Genomic DNA, 24,094 nt, shown 5'->3' with positions numbered 1-24,094 from the left:
TGGCCATGGCGTCACGCGACGCGCCGAAAGCCGCGGAGCCGCCGGCCGCGAGCCTCAGGGGCGTGACGCGCCATTACCGCTTCCCCGGCGGGGCTAAGACGCTGCATGCGCTGGGGCCGATCGATCTCGACCTCCGGCAGGGCGAGTTCTTCTCGGTCGTCGGCCCGTCGGGCTGCGGAAAATCGACGCTGCTCGACGTGCTGGCGGGGCTGAACCCGCCCAGCGAAGGCACGGCGAGCTTCGAGGGCAAGCCGATCGCCGGCGTGCCCGATGGCATCGGCGTCGTCTTCCAGGAGGACGCCTCGTTTCCCTGGCTGACGGTCGAGGCCAATGTCGCCTTCGGCCTGAAGCGGGCCGGTATCGACCAGGCCGAGATCGACCGCCGCGTCGATTACGCCGTCGGCTTCATGGGCCTGCGCGATTTCCGGCAATCCTATCCGGCGCAGCTCTCGGGCGGGATGCGGCAGCGCGTCTGCATCGCCCGCACGCTCGTGCTGCAGCCGCGGCTGATCCTGCTCGACGAGCCCTTCGGCGCGCTCGACCAGCAGACCCGGCTGATCATGGGCGACGAATTGTTGCGGCTCTGGCGCGAGACCAGGGCTACCGTGCTTCTGATCACGCATTCGCTGGACGAGGCCGCGATGCTGGCCGACCGCGTCGGGGTGATGTCGGCGCGGCCGGGCCTGTTCATCGACATCATCGAGACCGGCTGGCCCAGCGACCGCGACAGCCGGATCGTCGCCGATCCGCGCTTCGGCGAGATGACCGGCCGGATCTGGGAGAAGCTGCGCACTGAGACGATGAAGCACATGCAGACGCAAGGCGCCGGACCGCGATGAGATATCGTGCGCTCGTCACCCTGGCCGTCGTGCTGGCCTGCGTGCTGGCGCTGGAACTGGCCTGCGCCTTGGGCTGGGTCGCCAGGACCGTGATCATCCCGCCCAGCGAGATGGTCGGCAGCCTCCGCGACATCCTGTGGTCGGGCGAGTTCAACCGCGCGATCGCCCTGACCCTGACCAATGTGATGATCTCGGTCGTGATCTCGATTGCGGCGGGGTTCGTGCTGGGCGTCGCGATCCATGCCAGCGATTTTCTGCGGCGCGCGGTCGAGCCCTATCTCGCCAGCTACTACGCCGTCCCGACCTTCATCTTCTACCCGGTCTTCATCGTGCTGTTCGGCGTCAACAGTGCCGCCATCATCGCCATCGCCGTGCTGCTCTCGATCGTGGCGATGATCACCGCCACGATGAACGGCCTCGACCGGATTCCGACCGTGCTGCTGCGCACCGCCCGGATCATGCGCCTGTCGCCGGTCAAGACCGCGCTCATGATCCAGCTGCCGGCGGCGGCGCCGTATTTCTTCACCGGGGCGCGGCTGAGCGTGGCCTACTCCTTCATCGGCGTCATCGCCTCGGAGTTCATCCTGTCGGGCGACGGGCTCGGCTACGCCATCGCCTATGCCTACAACAATTTCGAGAACCGGCAGATGTACGGGCTGATGCTGCTGATCGTGATCGCGGTCACGCTCGTCAACATGACGCTCGACAGGCTCGACCGCCGCCTGCAATCGCGCCTGCGCCGCTGAGGTCCAAGATGGCGAGCAAACCCCTGGCGAGCAAAGCCCTGTCGAGCCAAACCCTGCCAGGCGGAGCCTTGCGAAACATCGTGCCGCCGATCGTGCTGGCCCTGGTCCTGATCCTGTGCTGGCAGGGCCTGCACCTTGCCACCGCATCGGGCGCGATCAGTTCGCCCGCCGCGACCCTGGCGCGGCTCGTCGTGCTGATGGGGAGCGGCCGCTTCTGGCTCGACGTCGTCGAGACCGGCACGGCCTTCGCCTGGGCGCTCGTCCTGTCGATCGTGCTCGGCATCGGGCTCGGCGTCGTGCTCGCTTTGCTGCGGCCGGTGGGCGAGGTGATGGAGCCGATCCTGGTGACCTTCTACTCGCTGCCGAAGGTGACGCTGTATCCGCTGGTCCTGCTGATCTTCGGGCTTGGAATGCCGGCGAAGGTCGCCTTCGGCATCATGCATGGGCTCGTGCCGATCACGCTCCTGACGCGCAACGCCATCACCCAATTGAAGCCGGTCTATCTGCGCACGGCCAAGGTGATGCGGCTCAGCGCGTTCGAGGCGGTGCGCTCCGTCGTGCTGCCCGCGATCATTCCCGAGCTCGTCGCCGGCATCCGGATCGGTTTCTCGCTGAGCCTGCTCGGCGTCTTGATCGGCGAGATGTTCGCGTCAAAACGAGGCCTGGGCTTCACCGCCGTCAACGCGATGGGCCTGGGCGATCTCGACACGATCATGGCGATCGGCGTGTTTCTGGCGCTCTTCGCGGTGCTGGCGAATGGCGGGCTGCTGTCGCTGGAGCGCGCGATCCGCCACCGCTCGGCCGGCCGGTAGAGCGGGATGCGGAAAAGCGGGAACCGGTTTTTCGCAAAAGCATTGCGCTAGTTGCGCTTGGGAACCGCACCGTCATCCTGGGCGCCCGAAGGGCCTCCCGGGATCCATCGGAGGGCGGATTCTTGAATCAAGGAGTCGGCTCTACGATGGATCCCGGAGCTGCGCCGCTGACGCGGCTTGTCCAGGATGACGGTGTGGTTCCGTGCCTGGACGGCCTGATCTGAGAGCCGTTTGGAAACTCCGCGAGCCCTCATCCTGAGGAGCCATTCCCCCTACAACATCAGGCAGAATATCGTATTCGGCCTGATGTTGTAGGGCTTTGATCCTGCATCGGCTTGTCCCGAAAACCGGTTCCCACTTTTCGGGCCGATGCAGCTTAGGAATGGCGTCTCGAAGGATGCTCCAAGAGGCTCCCGAACCATCTGGAGCATCCTTCGAGACGCCGCGTGCCGCGGCTCCTCAGGATGAGGGCTGTTTTCAAATCATCGCCAAACATCGATCATGAAATGGCGTCATCCTGTTGACCGCCAAGGCCTCGCCATGGTCGGGTCGGCCCGCGAAAGGGAGGGGTCTTCGATGAAGCTCTATGATGGCGGGCGGGCGCCCAATCCACGGCGGGTGCGGATTTTCTTCGCCGAGAAGGGCGTGACTCTGCCCGAGCTCGTGCCGGTGGATATCGCGAAAAAGGAGCACAGGAGCGAAAGCTTCACGCGCATCAACCCGCTGCAGCGGCTGCCGGTGCTCGTGCTCGACGACGGCACCGCGCTGGCCGAGACCATTGCGATCTGCCGCTATGTCGAGAGCCTCCATCCGCAGCCGCCGCTGTTCGGGGTCGATCCGAAGCAGCAGGCGCTGGCCGAGATGTGGAATCGCCGCGTCGAGCTTGGCCTGTTCAGCAGCGTCTCCGCCGTCTTCCGCCACAGCCACCCCTCGATGGCGGAGCTGGAGGATCAGGTTCCCGAATGGGCCGAGGCCAATCGCGAGCAGATCGAGGATCATCTCTGGATTCTCGAGCTCCAGCTCGCCGGCAACCGCTTCGTCTGCGGGGAGACGCTGACGGTTGCGGATATCACGGCCGGCATCGCGATCGACTTCATGAAGCCCTCGCGTATTTCGCTGCCCGAGGATTTCGTCCATATCCGCCGCTGGCACACTGAGCTCTCAGCGCGCCCGAGTTGGAAGGCCTGAATGCGCGCGATCGTCGTCTTAGTGCTGGCAACATTGGCGCCGACAACATTGGCGCTGGCATCACTGGCGCTGGTATCACCCGCCTCCGCCGCCGAGCGACTGACCGGCGAGGCGATCAAGCGCGCTTTTGAGGGCAACACGGTCAGTGGCCGCTATACCAATGGCGGCTTCTTCACCGAATATCATGACACGGATGGGCGCGCGCTTGGCCATAATGGCTGGCAACCCAACAAGGACGCCTGCTGGATCACCAAGGAGGATCAGGTCTGCTATTACTATGGCCCGCCGACCGACCGCACGGTGCATTGCTTCACCGTCGAGGCCACCGAGAAGCTCTATGTGCTGCGCAACGTCTCCAACGGCCAGATCAACGCGTTTGCGACGGTCGAGCTCGGCAATCCGCGCAAGCACAGCGACAATGGCGCGCCCTGGTATTGCGACGGGCTGATCTCGCGGGCGCCGGCCCTGCCGATGTCGCGGCGCCGGTTCGCGTCCCGATGATGCGGCGGCTCGCTTGCGCTGCTCTGATCCTGGTCTTGTCGGTTCCTGTCAGTGCCGTCGGCCGTGCGGCTGAGCGCTTGAGCGGCGACGCCATCCGCAAGGCGTTCGAGGGGAATACGGTGAGCGGCCGCTATTCCAGCAACAACCTGCCCTTCAGCGAATTCCACCACCCCGATGGCCGCGCCAGCGGCCACAACCGCAATGTCGCCAATACGGACGCCTGCTGGATCACCACGGCGGACGCGGTCTGCTACTACTATGGACCCACCGAAACGCGCCGGACCTATTGCTTCACGGTGGAATTGAGCGGCCGGCTCTATGTGCTGCGCAGCCGGCCGAGCGGGCGCATCAACGGCATCGCCACCATCGAGCCCGGCGATCCGCATGGCTTTGGTACTGGGGCCGCGCAATGGACCTGCGACGGGCTGATCTCGCGCGCGCCCGGCCGCTCCCGGCTGGCGCGGCGGTGAGCCAGGCGGAGCCGCTCGAGGCGGTGCTGCGGGATTTGCGCGCCTGCCGGATCTGCCGCGACGCCCCGCTTTATCCGCCGCCCCTCCCGCATGAGCCGCGCCCGGTGATCCAGGCGAGCGTGACAGCCAGGCTCTGCATTGCCGGGCAAGCGCCGGGCACGCGCGTCCATGCCAGCGGCAGGCCCTTCACCGATCCCTCCGGCGTCCGTTTGCGCCACTGGCTCGGGCTCGACGAGGCCGCCTTCTACGATGAGGCGAGCGTCGCGATCGTGCCGATGGGGCATTGCTTCCCCGGTCTCGACGCCAAGGGCGGCGACCGGCCGCCGCGCCGCGAATGCGCGCCGCATTGGCGCAGCCTAGTCCTCGCGGCGCTGCCGGAGATCGAACTGGTGCTGGCGATCGGCCGCTATGCCCAGGCCTGGCATCTGGGGCCGAGCCAGGGTGCCTCGCTGTCCCAGACGATGGCGAGCTGGCGCGAAATCCTGGCGCGGCCGGTCATGCCGCGCGTGCTGCCCTTGCCGCACCCCTCCTGGCGCAACAATGCCTGGCTGACGCGCAATCCCTGGTTCGAGGCGGAGCTGGTGCCGGTCCTGCGCGCCGAGATCGCACGGCTCGTTTCGAAGAGTTAAACTGACGGCCTTCAGCGCTGAGCGACGGCGGAGCCACGGCCATGAGCCGGCCTCAAACGCCGTTGGTATGAGAGCAGGATGCGCCGGTGTCCTTGCCAGCTCAGCGATAGCCGTAAGCGTAGCCGTCGAGCCCGCGGTCGATACGGCCCCTGGCCTGGATGACGGTGCTGACCGGGCCGAGTGTCGTCTGGTCGCGAGTTTCGAGACGCACGCCGGCTGTTGCCGCCGAGCCGCTCCGGCCGCCCGTGCGGACGCCGTATTCGACGGCGACCGAGCCGCCGAGACGCACGCAGGCCGTGCTGCCTTCCATGCGCACGAAGCCCGGGCCGTATTCGGGGCAGGGCCGGGCGGTCTTATTGGGTTTCCAGGGCGTCGCCTTGGAGGTCGTCGTGCTTTGCCCGGGAATCGGCTCGCCGATGACTTGCGCCATGGCGGGAGCGGGCGCGACCGCGAGCGTCGCTAATGCCAGCAGCGCGAATGCAGGGAATCGGATGAGCACGGTCGGGACCTTCGGATGCGCCATGCGGCGATGGTAACGACAGAATTCCGGCAAAGCCATGGCCGCGGGCCTTGGATTAAGAGACAGATCGATCATTCCAGCCCTCATCCTTCGAGGCGCCATTCCTGCCGGAATGGCTCCTCGGAGCCTGACCGGACATGAATCGAGCGATATCAAGAACCTCCGTTCGCTTGCTATCACCCGCGCCGTCATTCCGGACAAGCCGCGTCGCGGCGCAGATCCGGAATCCATCGGAGGCCACCGAACTCTACGATGGATTCCGGATCTCCGCTTCGCTGCGTCCGGAATGACGGCGCAGGGGTAGTCAACGCTGAGCCATCGAAATCCTAGATTTCATTTCCGGCCAGGCCTTCAGGATGAGGGCTGAGTGAATCTCAAACGGGCTCCAAGGAAAAACCCCGGCCTTGCGGCCGGGGTTCGTCAGGCTTCGAGTTGGGCCAGAGAACTGGCCGGTCGCTCTTTTCAGAGCTGATTGGCCGCGCGCGCGCGGATCAGGAAATTGTCATAGGAATATTCGGCGATCTGGAACCAGAGATACTGGTCGCCGCGGAAGGCGGACATCGCCTCGTAGATCTTCTTGAAATCGGCGTTCTTGGCAGAGGTCTCGGCATAGACCTCCTTCGAGGCCTTGAGGCAGGCTTCCATGATCTCCTGGGAGAAGGGCCGCAACTGCGCGCCCGCACCCACGAGGCGCTTCAGCGCGGCCGGATTGCGGGCGTCGTATTTGGCTTGCATGTCGACATTGGCGAGCGCCGCGGCCGTGGTCAGGACCGATTTGTAGAGTTTCGGCAAGGCGTCCCATTTCGCCGTGTTGATGAAGAAATGCAGCGCCGCGCCGCCCTCCCACCAGCCCGGATAATAGTAATAGGGCGCGACCTTGTTGAAGCCGAGCTTCTCGTCATCGGCCGGCCCGACCCATTCGGCCGCGTCGATCGTGCCCTTTTCCAGGGCCGGATAGATGTCGCCGCCGGCGATCTGCTGCGGCACCACGCCGAGCTTGCTCATCACCTGCCCGGCGAAGCCGCCGATGCGCATCTTGACGCCCTGCATGTCGGCGACGGTCTTGATCTCCTTGCGGAACCAGCCGCCCATCTGGCAGCCGGTATTGCCGCCGGGCAGGGCGTAGATATTGGCCTTCTTGTAGAACTCGTTGAGCAGCTCCATGCCGCCGCCATGGTAGAACCAGGCATTCTGCTGGCGGGCGTTGAGGCCGAAGGGCACGGCCGTGCCGAAGGCGTAGGTCGGATCCTTGCCGACATAGTAATAGGACGCGGTGTGGCACATCTCGACGGTGCCGTTGGTGACAGCGTCTGCGGCCTGCAGCCCGGGCACGATCTCGCCGGCGGCGAAGACCTGGATCTGGAACTTGCCGTCGGTCGCCTCCGAGACGGCCTTGGCCAGGATTTCCGAAGCGCCATAGATCGTGTCGAGCGATTTCGGGAAGGATGAGGTGACGCGCCACTTCACCTCGGGCAGCGCTTGCGCGATGGCCGGGCTCGCGATCACACCGGCACCCATGCCGACGGCCGCGCCGGCTCCTGCCGTCTTCAGAAATTGACGACGCTTCATCTGGACCTGTCCTCCCTCAAAGACGGTGCGCGCGCCGGGTTTGCCCAGTCTTCGCATTCCCACAAACAAAGCAGGTCTTTTCACCAGTGCAAGCGAAAACAGCATGGCGATCATGCAAAAATAGCATATCTATTTCGAAATCCACCACCTTTGCGCGCAAGAGCAGGCATTCCCGGTGGGGCAGGGGCATTCCGGGGCCTCTACGCAATCCTTGGACATGAAAAAAGCCCGGGACATGAAAAAAGCCCGGCAACCTGCCGGGCTTTGAGGACGAAGCGTCGTTGAAGGGAAAGGCCGCGCCGGAGTGCGGCCGTCGTCGCAGTGGAAAGGCCGCGCTGAAGCGGACGTCGTCGCAGTGGAAGGGCCGCGCTGAAGCGCGGCCCCTGCCTCAGCGGGAGCGCGTACGCACCTGAAAGACATCGAAGGTGAGTTCCGCGACCTGCCACCAGAGATAATGGTCTCCGCGGAAAGCGGCCATGGATTCGATCGCTTTCTTGAAGTCGGGGTTCTTGGCCGAGATCTCGGCATAGAGCTCGTTCGAGGCCTTGAGACAGGCCTCCAGGATCTCCTGGGAGAACGGGCGCAATTGCGTGCCGGCACCGACGAGGCGCTTCAGCGCCGGCGGGTTCACGACGTCGTACTTCGCCGCCATCCAGTTGTTGGCATAGGTGCAGGCGGCGGTCAGCGCGGCCTGGTAGGCCTTGGGCAGCGAATTCCACTTCTCCACGTTGACGAAGGCGTGGACCGTCGGCCCACCCTCCCAGAAGCCCGGATAATAGTAGTACGGCGCGACCTTGGCGAAGCCGAGCTTCTCGTCGTCATAGGGGCCGACCCATTCGGCGCCGTCGATGGTGCCCTTTTCCAGTGCGGGGTAGATGTCGCCGCCGCCGATCTGCTGCGGCACGACACCAAGCTTCTGTAGCACCTGCCCGGCGATGCCACCGATGCGCATCTTGATGCCCTGCAAGTCGGCGACGGTCTTGATCTCCTTGCGGAACCAGCCGCCCATCTGCGCGCCGGTATTGCCGCAGGGCAGGCCGTAGATGTTGAACTTCTTGTAGAACTCGTTGAACAGCTCGTTGCCGCCGCCCTGGTAGAGCCAGGCGTTCTGGCCCCGCGCATTGAGGCCGAAGGGCACCGAGGCCGCGATCGCGAAGGTCGGATCCTTGCCGACATAATAATACGACACCGTGTGGCACATCTCGACGGTGTTGTTGGTCACGGCGTCGGCGGCCTGCAGCGCGGGCACGATTTCGCCGGCGGCGAAGACCTGGATCTGGAATTTGCCGTCGGTCAGGTCGGAGACCATCTTGGCCATGACCTCGGCGGCGCCATAGATCGTGTCGAGCGATTTCGGGAAGCTCGACGCCAGGCGCCATTTCACTTCTGGGTTCGACTGTGCGACGGCCGGCATGGCGACCGCTGCGGCGGCTGCGCCGACAGTGGCGGTCTGGATGAATTGACGACGCTTCATTTGGAACATCTCCTCCGGGATTTCAGCAAAATGATACGCAGACGGGTTTGCTCCCATCCTGCGGTGTTTCAGGACAATGATGGCTGGCGGCAGCAATCATCAAGGCCGGGCGCATTGTTCTTTGGTGCAACGCGCTCTTGTGTTCGGCCCTATACTTGCACGTTTTTCTCGCACATCTCCCCAAACATCTGGTGACCGTCGGGCAATCCTGCGGGCTCGACAATTGCGCCTGGAACATGGCACGGCTGCGCCAGGAGCGCATGAAACTTTTCACGCATGCGGTCAACCTCCGCCCGATCTGATGCGGACGAAATGCGAAAGAGGCGCGATATGGACCAGGATAAACTCAGCCTGCTGAGGGCGCGCTATGCCGGCGCGAGCGGGGCCGATATCCACGATCCGCGCTTCGCCAAGGTCGCCGCCGACCAGTTCAAGGGCGACAAGCGCAAATGGCCGTTCTCCGACGTCGCGACCTTCATCAGCGCGCCCTATAGGCCGGATGCGCTGAGCCTGCCCGATCTCGGCGGCCTCGATGTCGCGATCATCGGCCTGCCGATGGATCTCGGCGTCACCAACCGCGCCGGCACGCGGCTCGGCCCCCGCGCCGTGCGCGCCGTCGAGCGCATGGGGCCGATGGACCATGTCCTGGGCACGGCCCCGTTCGGCCTGCTGAAAGTGGCCGATATCGGCGACGTGCCGTTCCGCTCGCGCTATTCGTTGGAAAGCTGCCATGAGGACATCGAGGCGACCTTCAAGACCATCGTGAAGGCTGGCGTCTCGCCGCTCGCCGTCGGCGGCGATCATTCCATCACCTATCCGATCATGCGGGCGGTCGGCGAGAAGCGCCCGGTCGGCATGGTCCATATCGACGCCCATTGCGATACTTCGGGACCCTATGAGGGCTCGAAGTTCCACCATGGCGGCCCGTTCCGGCAGGCGGTGCTCGACGGCGTGCTCGATCCCAGCCGCGTGATCCAGATCGGCATCCGCGGCGGGGCCGAATATCTCTGGGAGTTCTCCTATGAGAGCGGCATGACCGTGATCCACGCTAATGAGGTCGACGAACTCGGGCTCGACGCCGTCATCGCCAAGGCGCTTGCCGTCATCGGCGACGGGCCGACTTACGTCTCCTTCGATGTCGATTCGCTCGATCCGGCCTTTGCGCCCGGCACCGGCACGCCCGAGGTCGGCGGGCTCACCCCACGCGAGGCGCTCGCCATCCTGCGCGGGCTGAAGGGCGCCGACATCGTCGCCGCCGACGTGGTCGAGGTCGCGCCGCAATATGATGCGACCTCCAACACCGCCCAATGCGCGGCGCAGGTGCTCTTCACCGAATTGTGCCTGATCGCGGAAGCCCGCGCCGCGGGCAAGGGCAGGCCGTGAAGCGCAAGACACTGACACTCGACGCGATCGACCGCCGGATCATCGCGATCCTGCGCGGGGAGGGGCGCATCACCAACCAGGCCCTCTCCGAGCGGGTCGGGCTCTCCGCCCGGCCCTGCCTCGAGCGCGTGCGAAAGCTGGAGACGTCGGGCCTGATCCGGGGTTATGGCGCCCGGCTCGCGCCGGAGCTTGCCGGCCACGCCATCGTCGCCTTCGCCCAGATCTCCTTGCGCGACCATTCGGTCGGTCGGCGCGAGCGTGTCGAGAAGGTGCTGAAGAGCAGTCCCGACGTGGTCGAGGTCCAGGTCGTCAGCGGCGAGGCCGACTATCTCGCCCGGATCGTCGCGGCCTCGCTGGCCGATTATGAGGAATTGACCGGCGCCTGGCTCGCCGACGCGCAGCTCGGCGTGGCGAGAATCGCCACCACCTTTGCGCTCAAGGCGCTGAAGGAGTTCGAGGGCTATCCGCTGGGCGAGGAGTAGCGCGCCTGCGAGCGCAGGGCGCGGGGAACCCCTCTCCTGCATCGAAGTCGGGTCTACCCGACTTCGACACTCTGAGTACTGAACTCGGGCAGGCCCGAGTTCAGTGAGAGGGGCAGGGGTGAGGTGTCGGCCCCTGGACCAGTTGTGTGGAAACCTCACAGCGAGGCAGCGGTGAGGTCACGGCCAAAGCGTCAAGTGGCCGACCCCTCACCCTGCCCTCTCCCACCAATCTCGGGCTTGCCCGAGATTGGCATCCATCGTGATCCAAGTCGGAAACATCCGACTTGGATTGGAGAGGGTTCTCCGTCGAGGTTCCGCGCCTGACCATGCAACGCAGCCTCAGCCATAAATCGGTCTCAAAACCCGTTGCTCTAACGCCGCGCCGATCTGCCTTCGCGACGCAGCGAGATGAGATGACGAGATGACAGCGAAATTATCCCTCCCGATCAAGCTCCTGCTGCTCGCCTCGCTGCTGGCCGCCCCCGGCTGGAAGGCGTGGGCGGAGGTGCCGGCATCGGGGCCGGCCCAATTGAACGCGGCTTTTTCCGCCATGGACGCGCTGACGCGCCAGAGACGGGCGAGCGGAACCCTGCCGCGATGGAGCGATCCCGCAGACGCCAAGGTGCTGGCAGCGCTGTGGAACGCCCCGGCCATCCTCGGCCGGCCGCCCTATGCATCCAACGACATTCCCCTGCTGCTCGACATCCTGGGGAAGGAAACCCAGATTATGAAGACCTATGCGCTGTTCTCCGCAGACCCGGCCCTGCAGCCGGATACCGCACGCAACGCGATGCTGTTCCAGGATGAGATCACCCGCTCGCATGTCTTCCTGATCAAGGTCATTGCCGCCGCAATGCCGGCCGTGGCCGATTTCATCACGCGATTGAAGCCCGACGAGATGAATGATGCGCGCCGCCAGGGGTTGCGCACGATGCGCCTGGGTCTCCTGGAAATCGTCAGCTCGGCAACGCTTGCGCTCCGCAGCCCTGGCTTGACCCCGGAGAATCAGCTCGTGCTCGCAAATGGCCTTGCCGAAAACGCCGTGGCGCTGGCCAAGGGCACGACGCGCGGCGACCGCCTCGCACTCGTCGCGACAGTCCAGTCCGCGCTGACGGCACTCAGCCCCGCCGCGCAGGCGCCGCTGAAGGATGTCGTCGCGGCGCTGTCGGTCAAGTCATGCGAGGGGCTTTGCGGGCTGGAATGAGGGTCGCAGCAGGGCGGCGCCTTCGTCGCATGCGGCCCTGCGGCGAGCCCGCCGATCAGGCCCTCATCTGCGTGGCGGCGAGATGCCGCCGCAGCATCTCGCGCAGTTCTGCAACCGCAGGGTCGCGAATGGTAAGATCATCGTCGGCGCGCAGCATCGCCGCCATGCGGATCAGATGCAGGATCAGCGCCGCCAGAGGCGCAAGCCGTTCGCGCGGCACCGGCGGCTCGATCCTTTGCAGCAGGCCGGCTATGCCGCCGCGCAGCCGCGCCCGCGCCTGCTTCTTGACCGCCGGATCGAGGCTGCGACGCTCGCCCAGCACGAGGAAGGCCGGATTGGCCTCGAGATAGATCAGCAGGCGCTGGAACAAGTCGTCGATGATCCCGTCGCCGGCCGCGCCTTGCTCGCTGGCCGCGCCTTGCGCCTCAGTTGCGAGACTGTCGAAGACGGCGGCAAGGCTGTCGAGATGGCGGGCGTGTAGCGCTGCCGCCAGATGCTCCTTGGTCGGGAAAAACTGATAGAGCGAGCCGATCGAGGCCTTGGCGCGCCGCGCGATCTCGGTCGTGGTCGCGGCCTCGTATCCGGTCTCCGCGAACACAGCGGATGCGGCGTCGAGCAGGGCCTGGACGCGCTGCACGCCGCGGCCGCGGCTGGGTTCCTTGCTGGCCTTGGCGGTCTTGCTCGCGCCTGCGCTTGACTTTTGTGAGTCCATTCTCATAAATCACAAATGTGAGGATTGTCTCATATTGACGAGGGCCGCCCGGCCCGAATCTGCCCGAGCGCGACGCCCCGGCTTCCGGAGATCACCATGACCTTTCATCTCGACCCTGGCAAAACCGCCCTTGTTCTCATCGATGTCCAGAACGGCACGCTCGCCATGCCGCTGGCGCCCTATGACCGCGCCACGCTCGTCACGGCGACGCAGCGGCTCGGACAAGCCTTCCTGGCAGCCTCGGCACCGATCGTGACCGTGACGATCGCGTTCTCCGGGGATGGCGGCGACCGGCTCGCGCAGGCCGTCGACATGCCCATGCAATTGCCGGCAGGCGGGCCTCCTCCCGGCTGGTCGGAACTGGCGCCCGAGATCGCCGCGCTGCCGGCCACGGTCCGCATCGTCAAGCGCCAATGGAGCGCCTTCTTCGGCACCGAGCTCGACCTGCAACTGCGGCGGCGCGGCATCACCAGCATCGTGATCGGCGGCATCGCCACCAATTTCGGGGTCGAATCGACGGCCCGGGATGGCTGGCAGCATGGCTACGCCGTCATCGTCGCGCAGGATGCATCGACGTCGCTGGGCGCGGAGATGCATGAATTTGCCCTGACGAAGACGCTGCCGCGCGTTTCGCGCATCCGCAGCAGCGCCGACATCATCGCCGCGCTCGGGCGAGAGGCCTGAGAGTGTTTGGAAACTCCGCGGAGACCCGGAATCCGAAGCGCGTCATGGTCGGGCTTGACCCGACCATCTCGTAAACCAGAGCGCTCTGGTCATGAGATTCTCGGGGCAAGCCCGAGAATGACGCTTTAGGACGGATTCCGGATCAGCGCCGCACTGCCAGCCAGATCACATGCCGCGCGCCGCTGCGGCCCTTGTTGGCTCGCACCATCTTCTCCTCGACCGAAAAACCCGCCTGCCGCAGCCTCTGTGTGAAGCGGCGGTCCGGCCCTTGCGACCAGACGGCGAGCACGCCGCCGGGGCGCAAGGCGCGGCGCGCGACATCCAGGCCCGCTTCGCTGTAGAGCCCGTCATTGGCCGGCACGGTCAGCCCTTCCGGGCCATTGTCGACATCGAGCAGGATGGCGTCGTAGCGCGCAGGTGCGGCGGCGATGACGGCGCCGACATCGGCAACCGTCACGCTGACGCGGGGATCGTCGAGGCAGCCCGCGAAGACCTCCGCCATCGGCCCCTTCGCCCAGGCGACGACCTCGGGCACCAGCTCGGCCTGTTCGACCCTGGCCCCGGGGCCGAGAACCTGAAGCGCCGCGCGCAGCGTGAAGCCCATGCCGAGCCCGCCGATCAGGATCTGGGGCTGCAGCGCATCCCGCAGTCCCGCGCAGGCGAGCGTGGCGAGCGCTTCCTCGGAGCCGCTGAGCCGGCTGTTCATCAACTCGTTCGTGCCGAGCATGATCGAGAATTCGCTGCCGCGCCGCTTCAGCCTAAGCTCGCCCTGGCCGGGCAGTTTCGCGCTGTCGATCAGGGTCCAGGGGATCACGGGCACAGGTCTCGCGGCAGGGCAGAGGGCGGGGCAGGCACGGCTATAGCCTTGTCGCGGAGTGGCCGCGAGCCCGGCCACCCGGTCCTGTCGCCTGAACGACAGATTCGGCTGCGTTCCTCCCGCGCCCCGGACAAGTTCGGCTGCTGCGCCGGGCCTATCCTCGGGCCTTGCGAGCAGGGCTTGCAAGCAGATCTTGCCAGGGAGAGCCGCCATGAACGCCATTGACCGGGAACAGGCCGTCTGCGCGCAGAATTATGCGCCGCTGCCGATCATGCTCTCCCATGGCGGGGGCGTCTGGCTGACCGATACTGCTGGCGTGCGCCGCCTCGACATGATGAGCGGCTATTCCGCAGTCAGCCTCGGCCATGGCCATCCGCGCATCCTCAAGGTGCTCTCCGAGCAGGCGCGCAAGCTCGCGGTCACCAGCCGCGCCTTCCATACCGAGCCGCTCGGCCCGTTCCTGGCCAAGCTCTGCGAGGTCTCCGGGCAGGAGATGGCGCTGCCGATGAACACCGGCGCCGAGGCGGTCGAGACCGCGATCAAGGCGGCGCGGCGCTGGGGCCATCGCGTTAAGCGCATCCCGGACGGCGCAGCCGAGATCATCGTCGCGGCCGGAAATTTCCACGGCCGCACCACGACCATCGTCGGCTTCTCCTCGGAGGAGAGCTATTGCGACGGTTTTGGCCCGTTCACCCCGGGCTTCGTCACTGTGCCCTTCGGCGATGTTGCGGCGATGGCGGCTGCGATCACGCCCAACACCGCTGCGATCCTGATCGAGCCGATCCAGGGCGAGGCCGGCATCGTCGTGCCGCCGCCCGGCTATCTGCGGGCGCTGCGCGCGCTCTGCGACCGTCACAATGTCCTGCTCATTCTCGACGAGGTCCAGTCGGGGCTTGGCCGCACCGGGCGCTGGTTCGCGCATCAGCATGAGGGCATCCGCGCGGACGGGTTGATCGTCGGCAAGGCTCTGGGCGGCGGGGTCTATCCCGTCTCGGCCTTCCTCTCCTCGCGGGCGGTGATGAGCCTGTTCGAGCCCGGCTCGCATGGCTCGACTTTTGGGGGCAATGCGCTCGCCGCCGCGATCGGGCTGGAGGCACTTAGCGTGATCGAGGAGGAGCGCCTGGTCGAGCGCTCGGCGGCGCAGGGCGCCTATATGAAGGCGCGGCTGGAGGCGATGAGCCTGGGTCTCGCCCGCTCCGTGCGCGGCCTCGGCCTCTGGGTCGGCGTCGAGATCAACCCAAAGATCGCGTCCGCCAAGGCGCTGGTCAAAACCCTGGCCGCGGCCGGAGTGCTGACCAAGGAGACGCATGAAACCGTCATCCGCTTCGCCCCGCCGCTGACCATCAACCGCGCCGAGCTCGACTGGGGGCTCGCCCGCTGCGAGGCGGTGTTCAAGGACGCGGCCTCGGGAGCCAGGGCTGCGGCCTGAGCGCTGGTCTGGAAACTCTAGCCCTCGTCTTGAGGGGCTGGCCTGACATGAATCGGGCGATATCAAGGGCGTCCGATCGTTTGCCATCACCCGCGCCGTCATTCCGGACAAGCCGCTTTGGCGGCGCAGATCCGGAATCCATCGGAGGCCACCGAACTCTACGATGGATTCCGGATCTCCGCTTCGCTGCGTCCGGAATGACGGCGCGGGTGATGATCAAGGCTGAGCCATTGACATCATTGGCTTCGTGCCAAGCCTGCCTCTCGGGATGAGAGCTCTAAACTCCAAATGCGATGCCCCATCATGCAATGCCGGCATGGCTTGTCCCGCCATTGCCTGTTGATCCGGCGCAGGCAGCATGGGTAACACTCATGCTGCGCTGCAGCGTAATTGCTGCGCTGCCGGTATTAGGAAGGGACGACATTCATGACGGCTGCGACCGAGACGCGCCATGCCGAGATCGCCGTGGCGGTCGGCCAGCCGTCGACGCATCTGGCGCTCGTCCTGTTTGCGCTCGCCATGGGCGGGTTCGCCATCGGCACGACCGAATTCGCCGCGATGAGCCTGCTGCCCTTCTTCTCCAAGGGGCTGGGCATCGACGAGCCCTCGGCCGGGCATGTGATCAGCGCCTATGCGCTGGGCGTCGTCGTCGGCGCGCCGATCATCGCGGTGCTGGCGGCGCGGATCACGCGCCGCACCCTGCTGATCGGCCTGATGAGCGTCTTCGCCGTCGCCAATCTGCTGAGCGCGCTGGCACCGAGCTATGGCTGGATGCTCGCCTTCCGCTTTCTCAGCGGCCTGCCGCATGGCGCCTATTTCGGCGTGGCGTCGCTGGTCGCCGCCTCGCTCTCCCCGCCCAACCGGCGCGCCCAGGCCGTGGCGCGCGTGATGCTGGGCTTAACCATCGCCACCATCCTCGGCGTGCCCATCGCCAACTGGATGGGCCAGGCTCTCGGCTGGCGCTGGGGTTTTGGCATCGTGGCGCTGCTGGCGGTCGCAACCGCGCTCCTGGTCTATGCCTTCGTGCCGCGCGACCGCTTGCAACCGGGCGCCAGCCCCTTGCGCGAGCTCGGCGCGCTGAAGCGCCGGCAGGTCTGGCTGACGCTCGGCATCGGCGCCATCGGTTTCGGCGGCATGTTCGCGGTCTACACCTATGTCGCCTCGACCCTGCTGGAGGTGACGCAGGTTTCGCCGGCGCTGCTGCCGATGGTGCTCGCCATCTTCGGGCTCGGCCTGACGGCAGGCACGCTCATTGGCGGCTGGGCCGCGGACAAGGCGACCATGCCGGCCGCCGGCGCGATGCTGCTGTGGAGCGCCGCCTCGCTCGCGCTCTTTCCGATCGCCGCCGGCAACATCTGGGCGATCTCGCTGGTGGTCTTCCTGATCGGCTGCGGCGGCGGGCTCGGCATCGTGCTGCAGACCCGGTTGATGGACGTGGCCGAGGATGCGCAGACGCTTGCCGCCGCGCTCAACCACAGCGCCTTCAACACCGCCAACGCGCTCGGTCCCTGGCTCGGCGGCATGGCGATCGCGGCCGGCTATGGCTGGACCTCGACGGGCTGGGTCGGCGTCGCGCTGGCGCTGGGCGGGCTCGCCGTCTGGCTGATTGCGCTCCTCGACGACCGTCTCAGTGCGGCCGCGCGTCGCTCGCGCGCCCATCGCATCGGCTGAAGCGACAGGCCGTTTTCGTCTGATGGCTTATTTTCATAATAAAAACAATGGGTTGACGTGCGGAATAATTGGGCGCGTCGGCCCATAAAAGGCGCGCCTGCCCACTTGCGGCAAGGATGCAAGATCGCCCAATCTATGAGCACGCGCTGGACCAGGGAACTCGAAACGCCCGGCCGGCCGAACCTGTGGGAGGTCTTATGAAAGCATTCGTTCGTTTCATCGCCGCGGCCGCATTGACGGTCGTCGGCGCAACCGGCGCTCTGGCGCAAGCCAAGGAGTGGAAGGAGATCCGGATCGGCACCGAAGGCGCCTATCCCCCCTTCAACAACCTCAACGCCAAGAAGGAGCTGGAAGGCTTCGAGATCGACTATGGCAATCTTCTCTGCGAGAAGATGAAGGTGAAATGCAGCTGGGTCGTGCAGGATTGGGACGGCATCATCCCGGCGCTGCTCGCCAGCAAATACGACATCATCATTGCCGGCATGAACGCTACCGACGAGCGCAAGAAGCGCGTCGATTTCACCTCGGTCTACACCAAGACCCCGATCTGGATCATCGGACCGAAGACCACGACCTCGACCGATGTCTCGCCGGCTGCGCTCAAGGGCAAGGCGATCGGTGTCCAGGGCTCGACCGTCCACGCCAACTTCGTCGAGAAGATCTACAAGGATTCGACCGCGCGCCCCTATCCGACGCAGGAGGAGGCCAACCTCGACCTGCTCAGCGGACGGCTCGACTACATCATCGCCGACTCGCTCTCGCTCGAGGATTTCCTCAACGGCAAGGGCAAGGATTGCTGCAAGCAGATCGGCGTGATCGAGCGTGATCCCGCGATCCATGGCGCCGGCGTCGCCGGGGCCGTGCGCAAGGAGGACATCGCGCTGAAGGAGATGTTCAACAAGGCCATCGCCGAATCGCTCGCCGACGGCTCGCACAAGAAGATCGCCGACAAGTACTTCAAGATCCCGATCATTTGATCGGGCCAGCCTGATCGACCGGCGCGGCTTCTCCGCGCCGGCTCACACCTTCAGCCCCGAGCACCGGCTGCTTCATGTTCGATAAGTTTGCTTTGCTCGGCTTCGGCCCTGGCGGCTGGGGTCTTGCCCTGCTCCAGGGCGCCGGCATCACCATCTCGATCGCGCTCGCGACCCTGCCTTTCGGCCTGGCGCTCGGCCTGATCGTCGCGCTCGGCAAGCGCTCGCAGAAAATCGTCCCGCGCTGGCTGGCGACGGTCTACGCCACGGTTTTCCGCGGCGTGCCCGAATTGCTGACGCTCTACATCATCTATTTTGGCATCCAGGTGGTGCTGCAGGAGCTCTGGCAGCGGCTCGGCCTGCCCGGCAATTTCTCGATGCCGCCCTTCGTCGCGGGCATGGTCGCGCTCGGCGTCGTGCTCTCGGCCTTCTCCAGCGAGGTCTGGGTCGGCGCGTTGAACTCGATCCAGAAGGGCCAGCGCGAGGCCGCCGCCGCGCTCGGGCTGTCCCGGAGCCAGGCCTTTCGCCTGGTCGTGTTTCCGCAGCTCATCCGGGTGGCGCTGCCCGGGCTCGGCAACAACTGGATGGTGCTGCTGAAGGAGACCTCGCTGGTCTCGGTCATCACCTTGCCCGACATCATGTTCATTACCACGCGCGCCAATGTCACGACCAAGGAGCCGTTCCTGTTCTTCGGCGCGGCGATGCTGATCTATCTCGCCTTTTCGCTGGCCTCGGCCTGGGGCGTGGCGAAGCTGGAGGCCCGCAGCAATCGCGGCATCGCCGCCTTCGGGGGCGCGACGCGATGAATTGGTGCGAATATCCCGGCTGGTTCCTCGGCAGCGAGGTCTTCCAGAACTATGGCTGCCGCATGGCCGGCGGCCTCTGGATCACCACCGAGCTCGTCGTCATCTCCGTCGCGATCGGCTTCATGCTGGCCGCCGGACTCGCCATTACCAGGCTGTACGGGCCGCGCTGGGCGCAAATCGCGATCAACGGCTACACCACCTTTTTCCGCGGCACGCCGCTGCTCTGCCAGCTCTTCCTGATCTATTACGGCCTCGGCCAGTTCCGCCTGTTCTGGCAGGATGTCGGGCTGTGGTGGTTCTTCCGCGAACCGTTCTATTGCGCGCTCTTCACCTTCACCATCAACACCGCCGCCTATCAGGCCGAGATCCTGCGCGGCGCCATCCAGTCGATTCCGCGCGGCCAGTTCGAGGGCGCGCTGTCGCTCGGCCTGCATCGCTGGGCGACCTTGCGCCATGTCATCATGCCCCAGGCGATGATCCTGGGGCTGCGCCCGCTCGGCAATGAGCTGATCGTGATGATCAAGTCGAGCGCGGTCGCCTCGCTGGTGACGCTCTACGACCTGATGGGCGCGACCAAGCTCGCCTTCGCGCGCTCCTTCGACCTGACGATCTATCTCTATGCGGCGCTGATCTATCTCGTGCTGGTCGAGGTGATCCGGCGCGTCTGGGACAGGTTCGAAATCAGGCTGACCCGGCATATGGCGCTGCGCTGATGCTACGCAGCGATACCGCGCGGCGCGGTCGTCAGCCCGGAAGCGTCAGGACCAGCGGCCCGTTCGTGGTCGCCACGACCGTATGCTCGTACTGGACCGTCGGTGCGCGCGGCTCGCCATAGAGGGTCCAGGGGTCGTCGCCGCTCTGCGCCCAGTTCGCGCCCAGCGACAGGAACGGCTCGACCGTGAACACCAGGCCACTATGCATCATGCGGCGTTCCGAGCGCTCCGGCCAGGTCGCGATCTCGGTCGGCTCCTCGTGCAGAGAGCGGCCGACGCCATGGCTCGCCAGGTTGCGGACCAGCGTGTAGCCGTTCTTCTGCGCAAAGCGGCCGACAGCCTGCCCGATGCCCGCAAGCGGCTTGCCGGCGCCGACCTGCCCGAGCCCGGCCCAGAGCGCGCGGCGGCCGTCGCGGCACAGCCGCTCAGTGCGGCGCGAGACCGGCGGCACAGCGAAGGAAGCTCCAGTATCGGAGAAAAAGCCGTTCTTCTCGGCGGAGACGTCGATATTGACGAGATCACCCGCAGCGATCCGGCGCGGGCCGGGAATGCCGTGGGCGATTTCCTCGTTCACGCTGATGCAGGTCGCGCCGGGAAAGCTGTAGGCGAGCTCCGGAGCTGGGCGAGCGCCGGCGTTTTCCAGCGCCGCGCGGCCGATCTGGTCGAGCTCTGCCGTCGTCATGCCGGGTTCGAGCGCCTTGCCCATCGCCGCCAGCGTGTTGGCGACGATGCGGCTGATCTCGCGCAATTCCTTCAGCTCGTCATCATTGGATATCGTCATGGCCGCATGCCCTATCCGGTCCGGCGGCAGGCGACAACAACCGCAGCCTCATTTTGCGCATGCGGGGCGGCACAGCCGCGCTGCTTTTCAGTTGGCCCGTCGCGCGCTAAGCCCGTTCCGGCATTTCAAGAAACGCAGCGGAGCGAAACATGACCAAAGTCGCCTTCCTCGGTCTCGGCGTGATGGGCTATCCCATGGCCGGCCATCTCAAGGCCAAGGGCCACGAGGTCACGGTCTACAACCGTAACCCGGCGAAGGCGAAGGCCTGGGTCGCCCAGCATGGCGGCGCAAGCGCGCCGACCCCGACTGAGGCGGCCAAGGGCCAGGAGATCGTCTTCTCCTGCGTCGGCAATGATGATGATCTGCGCTCGGTGACATTGGGCGAGGGCGGCGCTTTCTCCGGCATGGCGAAGGGCGCGATCTTCGTCGATCACACCACGGCCTCGGCCGGCGTCGCCCGCGAGCTCGACGAGGCTGCGACCGCGGCCGGCTTCGGCTTCATCGATGCGCCGGTCTCGGGCGGCCAGGCCGGGGCCGAGAACGGCGTGCTGACGGTGATGTGCGGCGGCGAGCCGGAGGCTTATGCCCGCGCCGAGCCGGTGATCGCGAGCTTTGCGCGCATGTGCAAGCTGATGGGCCCAGCCGGCTCCGGCCAGCTCACCAAGATGGTCAACCAGATCTGCATCGCCGGCCTCGTCCAGGGCCTGTCGGAGGGCGTCCATTTCGCCAAGCGCGCCGGGCTCGATGTCGAGGCGATGCTGGAGGTGATCTCCAAGGGCGCGGCCGGCTCCTGGCAGATGGAGAACCGCGGCAAGACCATGAATGCCGGCAAGTTCGATTTCGGCTTCGCCGTCGACTGGATGCGCAAGGATCTCGGCATCGTGCTGGAGGAGGCCCGCCGCAACGGTGCGCAGCTCCCCGTCACCGCGCTGGTCGACCAGTTCTACGCCGAAGTCCAGAAGATGGGCGGAAGGCGCTGGGACACGTCGAGCCTGATCGCGCGGCTCGAAGACTGAGCGCAGGCTCGCTGCCCCCGCCATTGCGAGGAGCAAAGCGACGAAGCAATCCAGCGGCGGCAGAGCTCGACGTCCCCCTGGATTGCTTCGCTGCGCTCGCAATGACGACCAAGAAAAAGGCCCCGGATCGCTCCGGGGCCTTTTGCGTCTTGGGGCTGTTCGCCTCAGTTCAGGTTGAGCTTCGGCGGGGCGTTGAGGTCGAGCCCCGGGAGGCCGCCGGAGCCGCCGAGGCCCGGGATCTGGATCGAGTCGAACTGCTTGTCGATCGACTTCTGGTCGAGCTGCACGGCCGAGGCCTTGTAGTGCATCACCATGCTCGGGAAGATCACGACAAGCGCGACCATGATGCACTGGATCACCACGAAGGGCACGGCCCCCCAATAGATCTGCGCGGTCGTGACGGGCTCCATCATCTTGGAGGTCACCTTGTCGCGGTAGGGGTTCTTCGGTGCCACCGAGCGCAGGAAGAACAGCGCGAAGCCGAAGGGCGGGTGCATGAACGAGGTCTGCATGTTCACGCCAAGGATGACGCCGAACCAGATCAGGTCGATGCCGAGCTTGTCCGCCGCCGGTCCCAGCAGCGGCACGATGATGAAGGCGAGCTCGAAGAAGTCGAGGAAGAAGGCGAGGAAGAACACCAACACGTTGGTGAAGATCAGGAAGCCGGTCTGGCCGCCAGGCAGCGAGACGAGCAGATGCTCGACCCAGACATGGCCGTTGACGCCGTAGAAGGTTAGCGAGAACACGCGCGCGCCGACCAGGATGAACAGCACGAAGGCCGAGAGCTTGGCGGTCGACTCGGTCGCCTGCTTGAGCAGGTCGAAGGTCAGGCGCTTCTTGCCGAAGGCGAGCAGGATCGCGCCGGCCGCGCCCATCGCGCCGCCTTCGGTCGGGGTCGCGAGGCCGATGAAGATCGTGCCGAGCACCAGGAAGATCAGCGCCAGCGGCGGCACCATCACGAACACGACCTGCTCGGTCATGCGCGAGAGCAGGCCCAGGCCGAGCCATTTATTGGCGAGCGCGATCACGAAGGACACGCCCACCGCGATCGACATGGTCAGCACCACGAAGTCGGCGCCGGCGCCGACATTGGTGAAGTACTTCATATAGGCGATGCCGACGCCGAAGGAGAGGATCGTCACCACCAGCAGCGAGCGCCGCCGCGTCTGGCCGTCGGAATCGCGCAGGGTCTGCGCCTCCGGCGGCAGGCCGGGCGCACGGTCGGGATAGACGATCGTCACCAGGAAGACATAGCCGGCATAGAGCCCTGCCAGCACGAGGCCGGGAATGAAGGCGCCCTCATACATGTCGCCGACCGAGCGGCCGAGCTGGTCGGCGAGCACGATCAGCACGAGCGAGGGCGGGATGATCTGCGCGAGCGTGCCCGAGGCCGCGATGACGCCCGAGGCGAGGCGGCGGTCATAGCCGTAGCGCAGCATGATCGGCAGCGAGATCAGGCCCATCGAGATGACGGAGGCCGCGACCACGCCTGTGGTGGCAGCCAAGAGCGCGCCGACGAAGATGACCGCATAGGCGAGGCCGCCGCGGATCGGTCCGAACAGCTGGCCGATCGTGTCGAGCAGGTCCTCGGCCATGCCGGAGCGCTCCAGCACCAGCCCCATGAAGGTGAAGAACGGGATCGCCAGCAGCACGTCATTGTTCATCGTGCCGTAGATGCGTTCCGGCAGCGCCTGCAGGAAGTTCTCCTGGAACAGCCCGAGCTCGATGCCGACGATGGCGAAGAACAGGCCATTGGCCGCAAGCGCGAAGGCGACGGGATAGCCGAGCAGCAGGAACAGCACGAGCGCCGCGAACATCACCGGCGCCATGTTGACGCGCATGAAATCGCCGAAGCCGGCCGCCTGGGCGTCACCGGTATGAAGGCTGAAGAAGGCGGTGACGGTGAGCGCGACCAGGAGGCCGGCGCTGCGCGCAAGGCGGGATGCGGTCATGGAAGGGGTCCGGACGTCTCTGGAGGTGTCTGCGCGGCCAGCGTTGTTTACGAAGCCAAGGCTCTTCACGAAGCCAGGGCTCTTCACGAAGCCAAACCTTGGGCCTTGGCCTGGTCGAGCAGGCGCTGGGCTTCGGCCTCGGCCGCGGCGGCATGGCCGCGCAAGGTCTCGTCGTCTTCGAGATGTCCGCGCATGATCGCGATCTGCTTGATGATCTCGGAGACGCCCTGGAAGGCGAGCATCAGGAAGCCGATGAACAGCAGACCCTTGGCCGGCCATTGCGGCAGCCCGCCGGCCGAGAGCGATTGCTCGCCGATCACATAGGAGCGCGTGAAGAAGGGCCAGGAATGGTAGATCATCAGCACGCAGAACGGCATCAGGAAGAGCGCGTGGCCGATCAGGTCGATCCAGCGCTGCACGCTCTTGGGCAGCTGGCTGTTCACGATGTCGATGCGGATATGCTCCTTCACCTGCAGCGTCCAGGAGGCGCAGAGCAGGAACACGGCGCCAAACAGCATCCATTGCAGTTCGAGCCAGGCATTGGACGAGACGTTGAAGAGCTTGCGGATGATCGCGTTGACCGTCGCGACGATGACGGCGAGCAGGATCAGCCAAGCCATCTTCTTGCCGATCTGGCCGTTGATCGTGTCGATCACGCGGCTGACCTTGAGTAGTCCTTCCACGTCCATCCTCCCGATGCGGGCTGCGTCCCGATTGTGTCC

The 24,094-nt window shown here is 65.9% G+C and carries 25 protein-coding genes; 17 read left to right on the top strand and 8 right to left on the bottom strand.

Annotation, left to right across the window (positions count from 1 at the left end; genetic code table 11):
- Positions 1–5 precede the first annotated feature (5 nt).
- The 7 genes from RMR04_RS20530 to RMR04_RS20500 all read left to right on the top strand — a co-directional run bounded on the left by RMR04_RS20530 (position 6) and on the right by RMR04_RS20500 (position 5,185).
- Positions 6–839 carry an ABC transporter ATP-binding protein gene (locus RMR04_RS20530; RefSeq protein ID WP_311910210.1) on the top strand — a complete coding sequence of 278 codons (834 nt, stop codon included), beginning with the start codon at positions 6–8 and terminating at the stop codon, positions 837–839.
- Positions 836–1,585 carry an ABC transporter permease gene (locus RMR04_RS20525; RefSeq protein ID WP_311910209.1) on the top strand — a complete coding sequence of 250 codons (750 nt, stop codon included), beginning with the start codon at positions 836–838 and terminating at the stop codon, positions 1,583–1,585. Before RMR04_RS20530 ends, RMR04_RS20525 begins: the two co-directional genes overlap by 4 nt.
- Before the next feature lie 8 nt (positions 1,586–1,593).
- On the top strand, positions 1,594–2,397 hold the full coding sequence (locus RMR04_RS20520; protein ID WP_311910208.1) for an ABC transporter permease: 804 nt from the start codon (positions 1,594–1,596) through the stop codon (positions 2,395–2,397).
- Positions 2,398–2,973: 576 nt separating this feature from the next.
- On the top strand, positions 2,974–3,585 hold the full coding sequence (locus RMR04_RS20515) for a glutathione S-transferase family protein (RefSeq protein WP_311910206.1): 612 nt from the start codon (positions 2,974–2,976) through the stop codon (positions 3,583–3,585).
- Positions 3,586–4,086, top strand: a complete 501-nt coding sequence (locus tag RMR04_RS20510) for a hypothetical protein (protein WP_311910205.1) — start codon at positions 3,586–3,588, stop codon at positions 4,084–4,086.
- A gap of 35 nt (positions 4,087–4,121) precedes the next feature.
- The gene (locus RMR04_RS20505; protein ID WP_311910204.1) at positions 4,122–4,556 is read left to right on the top strand and encodes a hypothetical protein; all 435 of its coding nucleotides are present in this window, start codon (positions 4,122–4,124) and stop codon (positions 4,554–4,556) included.
- The gene (locus RMR04_RS20500) at positions 4,496–5,185 is read left to right on the top strand and encodes a uracil-DNA glycosylase family protein (protein ID WP_311910203.1); all 690 of its coding nucleotides are present in this window, start codon (positions 4,496–4,498) and stop codon (positions 5,183–5,185) included. Before RMR04_RS20505 ends, RMR04_RS20500 begins: the two co-directional genes overlap by 61 nt.
- 100 nt (positions 5,186–5,285) lie before the next feature.
- On the opposite strand, the gene RMR04_RS20495 is transcribed toward RMR04_RS20500, so the two are convergent.
- From RMR04_RS20495 to RMR04_RS20485, 3 genes are all read right to left on the bottom strand, one after another.
- The gene (locus RMR04_RS20495) at positions 5,286–5,684 is read right to left on the bottom strand and encodes a porin family protein (RefSeq protein ID WP_311910202.1); all 399 of its coding nucleotides are present in this window, start codon (positions 5,682–5,684) and stop codon (positions 5,286–5,288) included.
- Positions 5,685–6,167: 483 nt separating this feature from the next.
- Positions 6,168–7,274: a TRAP transporter substrate-binding protein gene (locus RMR04_RS20490; RefSeq protein ID WP_311910201.1), complete on the bottom strand. Its 1,107-nt coding sequence runs from the start codon at positions 7,272–7,274 to the stop codon at positions 6,168–6,170.
- A 388-nt stretch (positions 7,275–7,662) separates the two neighbouring features.
- Complete coding sequence (locus RMR04_RS20485) at positions 7,663–8,748, bottom strand: TRAP transporter substrate-binding protein (protein ID WP_311910200.1); 1,086 nt, start codon at positions 8,746–8,748, stop codon at positions 7,663–7,665.
- Between the two features lie 330 nt (positions 8,749–9,078).
- Between RMR04_RS20485 and speB the strand changes: the two genes are divergently transcribed.
- From speB to RMR04_RS20470, 3 genes are all read left to right on the top strand, one after another.
- Positions 9,079–10,131 carry an agmatinase gene (speB, locus tag RMR04_RS20480; RefSeq protein ID WP_311910199.1) on the top strand — a complete coding sequence of 351 codons (1,053 nt, stop codon included), beginning with the start codon at positions 9,079–9,081 and terminating at the stop codon, positions 10,129–10,131.
- Positions 10,128–10,613: an Lrp/AsnC family transcriptional regulator gene (locus RMR04_RS20475; protein ID WP_311910198.1), complete on the top strand. Its 486-nt coding sequence runs from the start codon at positions 10,128–10,130 to the stop codon at positions 10,611–10,613. Before speB ends, RMR04_RS20475 begins: the two co-directional genes overlap by 4 nt.
- Before the next feature lie 421 nt (positions 10,614–11,034).
- Positions 11,035–11,817, top strand: coding sequence for a hypothetical protein (locus tag RMR04_RS20470; RefSeq protein WP_311910197.1), 783 nt, complete (start codon positions 11,035–11,037; stop codon positions 11,815–11,817).
- 55 nt (positions 11,818–11,872) lie between these two features.
- On the opposite strand, the gene RMR04_RS20465 is transcribed toward RMR04_RS20470, so the two are convergent.
- The gene (locus RMR04_RS20465) at positions 11,873–12,529 is read right to left on the bottom strand and encodes a TetR family transcriptional regulator (RefSeq protein WP_311910195.1); all 657 of its coding nucleotides are present in this window, start codon (positions 12,527–12,529) and stop codon (positions 11,873–11,875) included.
- Between the two features lie 96 nt (positions 12,530–12,625).
- Here RMR04_RS20465 and RMR04_RS20460 point away from each other — a divergent pair, with 96 nt between their 5' ends.
- A complete protein-coding gene (locus RMR04_RS20460; RefSeq protein ID WP_311910194.1) occupies positions 12,626–13,213 on the top strand; it encodes an isochorismatase family protein in 588 nt (195 codons plus the stop codon).
- Positions 13,214–13,355: 142 nt separating this feature from the next.
- Here RMR04_RS20460 and RMR04_RS20455 read toward each other — a convergent pair whose 3' ends face one another.
- Positions 13,356–14,027 (bottom strand): spermidine synthase, encoded by a 672-nt coding sequence (locus RMR04_RS20455; protein ID WP_311910193.1) that lies wholly within the window; start codon positions 14,025–14,027, stop codon positions 13,356–13,358.
- Positions 14,028–14,241: 214 nt separating this feature from the next.
- On the opposite strand from RMR04_RS20455, the gene rocD reads away from it, so the two are divergent.
- From rocD to RMR04_RS20430, 5 genes are all read left to right on the top strand, one after another.
- Complete coding sequence (gene rocD / locus RMR04_RS20450; RefSeq protein WP_311910192.1) at positions 14,242–15,459, top strand: ornithine--oxo-acid transaminase; 1,218 nt, start codon at positions 14,242–14,244, stop codon at positions 15,457–15,459.
- A 426-nt stretch (positions 15,460–15,885) separates the two neighbouring features.
- A complete protein-coding gene (locus RMR04_RS20445; protein WP_311910191.1) occupies positions 15,886–17,130 on the top strand; it encodes an MFS transporter in 1,245 nt (414 codons plus the stop codon).
- Positions 17,131–17,327: 197 nt separating this feature from the next.
- Positions 17,328–18,107 (top strand): transporter substrate-binding domain-containing protein, encoded by a 780-nt coding sequence (locus RMR04_RS20440; RefSeq protein ID WP_311910190.1) that lies wholly within the window; start codon positions 17,328–17,330, stop codon positions 18,105–18,107.
- 74 nt (positions 18,108–18,181) lie between these two features.
- Positions 18,182–18,910 carry an ABC transporter permease gene (locus RMR04_RS20435; RefSeq protein WP_311910189.1) on the top strand — a complete coding sequence of 243 codons (729 nt, stop codon included), beginning with the start codon at positions 18,182–18,184 and terminating at the stop codon, positions 18,908–18,910.
- Positions 18,907–19,623, top strand: a complete 717-nt coding sequence (locus RMR04_RS20430) for an ABC transporter permease (protein ID WP_311910188.1) — start codon at positions 18,907–18,909, stop codon at positions 19,621–19,623. Before RMR04_RS20435 ends, RMR04_RS20430 begins: the two co-directional genes overlap by 4 nt.
- A 31-nt stretch (positions 19,624–19,654) precedes the next feature.
- Here RMR04_RS20430 and map read toward each other — a convergent pair whose 3' ends face one another.
- Complete coding sequence (gene map / locus RMR04_RS20425; protein ID WP_311910187.1) at positions 19,655–20,404, bottom strand: type I methionyl aminopeptidase; 750 nt, start codon at positions 20,402–20,404, stop codon at positions 19,655–19,657.
- Positions 20,405–20,553: 149 nt separating this feature from the next.
- Between map and RMR04_RS20420 the strand changes: the two genes are divergently transcribed.
- On the top strand, positions 20,554–21,420 hold the full coding sequence (locus RMR04_RS20420; protein ID WP_311910186.1) for an NAD(P)-dependent oxidoreductase: 867 nt from the start codon (positions 20,554–20,556) through the stop codon (positions 21,418–21,420).
- 164 nt (positions 21,421–21,584) lie between these two features.
- Here RMR04_RS20420 and RMR04_RS20415 read toward each other — a convergent pair whose 3' ends face one another.
- Both RMR04_RS20415 and RMR04_RS20410 read right to left on the bottom strand, forming a co-directional pair.
- Positions 21,585–23,249: a TRAP transporter large permease gene (locus RMR04_RS20415; protein WP_311915894.1), complete on the bottom strand. Its 1,665-nt coding sequence runs from the start codon at positions 23,247–23,249 to the stop codon at positions 21,585–21,587.
- Between the two features lie 206 nt (positions 23,250–23,455).
- On the bottom strand, positions 23,456–24,055 hold the full coding sequence (locus tag RMR04_RS20410; RefSeq protein ID WP_311910185.1) for a TRAP transporter small permease subunit: 600 nt from the start codon (positions 24,053–24,055) through the stop codon (positions 23,456–23,458).
- Positions 24,056–24,094: the final 39 nt, after the last annotated feature.

The organism is Bosea sp. 685 (assembly GCF_031884435.1).
Classification (GTDB): Bacteria; Pseudomonadota; Alphaproteobacteria; order Rhizobiales; family Beijerinckiaceae; genus Allobosea.
Note: the sequence above shows the minus strand (reverse complement) of the source record. Positions and strands in the feature narration are given on the sequence as shown.

What these genes read in the sequence shown, in the direction of transcription:
- RMR04_RS20530 (WP_311910210.1), top strand. Translation starts at nt 6, where the DNA reads ATGGCGTCACGCGACGCGCCGAAAGCCGCGGAGCCGCCGGCCGCGAGC.
- RMR04_RS20525 (WP_311910209.1), top strand. Translation starts at nt 836, where the DNA reads ATGAGATATCGTGCGCTCGTCACCCTGGCCGTCGTGCTGGCCTGCGTG.
- RMR04_RS20520 (WP_311910208.1), top strand. Translation starts at nt 1,594, where the DNA reads ATGGCGAGCAAACCCCTGGCGAGCAAAGCCCTGTCGAGCCAAACCCTG.
- RMR04_RS20515 (WP_311910206.1), top strand. Translation starts at nt 2,974, where the DNA reads ATGAAGCTCTATGATGGCGGGCGGGCGCCCAATCCACGGCGGGTGCGG.
- RMR04_RS20510 (WP_311910205.1), top strand. Translation starts at nt 3,586, where the DNA reads ATGCGCGCGATCGTCGTCTTAGTGCTGGCAACATTGGCGCCGACAACA.
- RMR04_RS20500 (WP_311910203.1), top strand. Translation starts at nt 4,496, where the DNA reads ATGGACCTGCGACGGGCTGATCTCGCGCGCGCCCGGCCGCTCCCGGCT.
- RMR04_RS20490 (WP_311910201.1), bottom strand. Translation starts at nt 7,274, where the DNA reads ATGAAGCGTCGTCAATTTCTGAAGACGGCAGGAGCCGGCGCGGCCGTC.
- RMR04_RS20485 (WP_311910200.1), bottom strand. Translation starts at nt 8,748, where the DNA reads ATGAAGCGTCGTCAATTCATCCAGACCGCCACTGTCGGCGCAGCCGCC.
- speB (WP_311910199.1), top strand. Translation starts at nt 9,079, where the DNA reads ATGGACCAGGATAAACTCAGCCTGCTGAGGGCGCGCTATGCCGGCGCG.
- RMR04_RS20470 (WP_311910197.1), top strand. Translation starts at nt 11,035, where the DNA reads ATGACAGCGAAATTATCCCTCCCGATCAAGCTCCTGCTGCTCGCCTCG.
- RMR04_RS20465 (WP_311910195.1), bottom strand. Translation starts at nt 12,529, where the DNA reads ATGGACTCACAAAAGTCAAGCGCAGGCGCGAGCAAGACCGCCAAGGCC.
- RMR04_RS20460 (WP_311910194.1), top strand. Translation starts at nt 12,626, where the DNA reads ATGACCTTTCATCTCGACCCTGGCAAAACCGCCCTTGTTCTCATCGAT.
- rocD (WP_311910192.1), top strand. Translation starts at nt 14,242, where the DNA reads ATGAACGCCATTGACCGGGAACAGGCCGTCTGCGCGCAGAATTATGCG.
- RMR04_RS20445 (WP_311910191.1), top strand. Translation starts at nt 15,886, where the DNA reads ATGACGGCTGCGACCGAGACGCGCCATGCCGAGATCGCCGTGGCGGTC.
- RMR04_RS20440 (WP_311910190.1), top strand. Translation starts at nt 17,328, where the DNA reads ATGAAAGCATTCGTTCGTTTCATCGCCGCGGCCGCATTGACGGTCGTC.
- RMR04_RS20435 (WP_311910189.1), top strand. Translation starts at nt 18,182, where the DNA reads ATGTTCGATAAGTTTGCTTTGCTCGGCTTCGGCCCTGGCGGCTGGGGT.
- RMR04_RS20430 (WP_311910188.1), top strand. Translation starts at nt 18,907, where the DNA reads ATGAATTGGTGCGAATATCCCGGCTGGTTCCTCGGCAGCGAGGTCTTC.
- map (WP_311910187.1), bottom strand. Translation starts at nt 20,404, where the DNA reads ATGACGATATCCAATGATGACGAGCTGAAGGAATTGCGCGAGATCAGC.
- RMR04_RS20420 (WP_311910186.1), top strand. Translation starts at nt 20,554, where the DNA reads ATGACCAAAGTCGCCTTCCTCGGTCTCGGCGTGATGGGCTATCCCATG.
- RMR04_RS20415 (WP_311915894.1), bottom strand. Translation starts at nt 23,249, where the DNA reads ATGGCGCCGGTGATGTTCGCGGCGCTCGTGCTGTTCCTGCTGCTCGGC.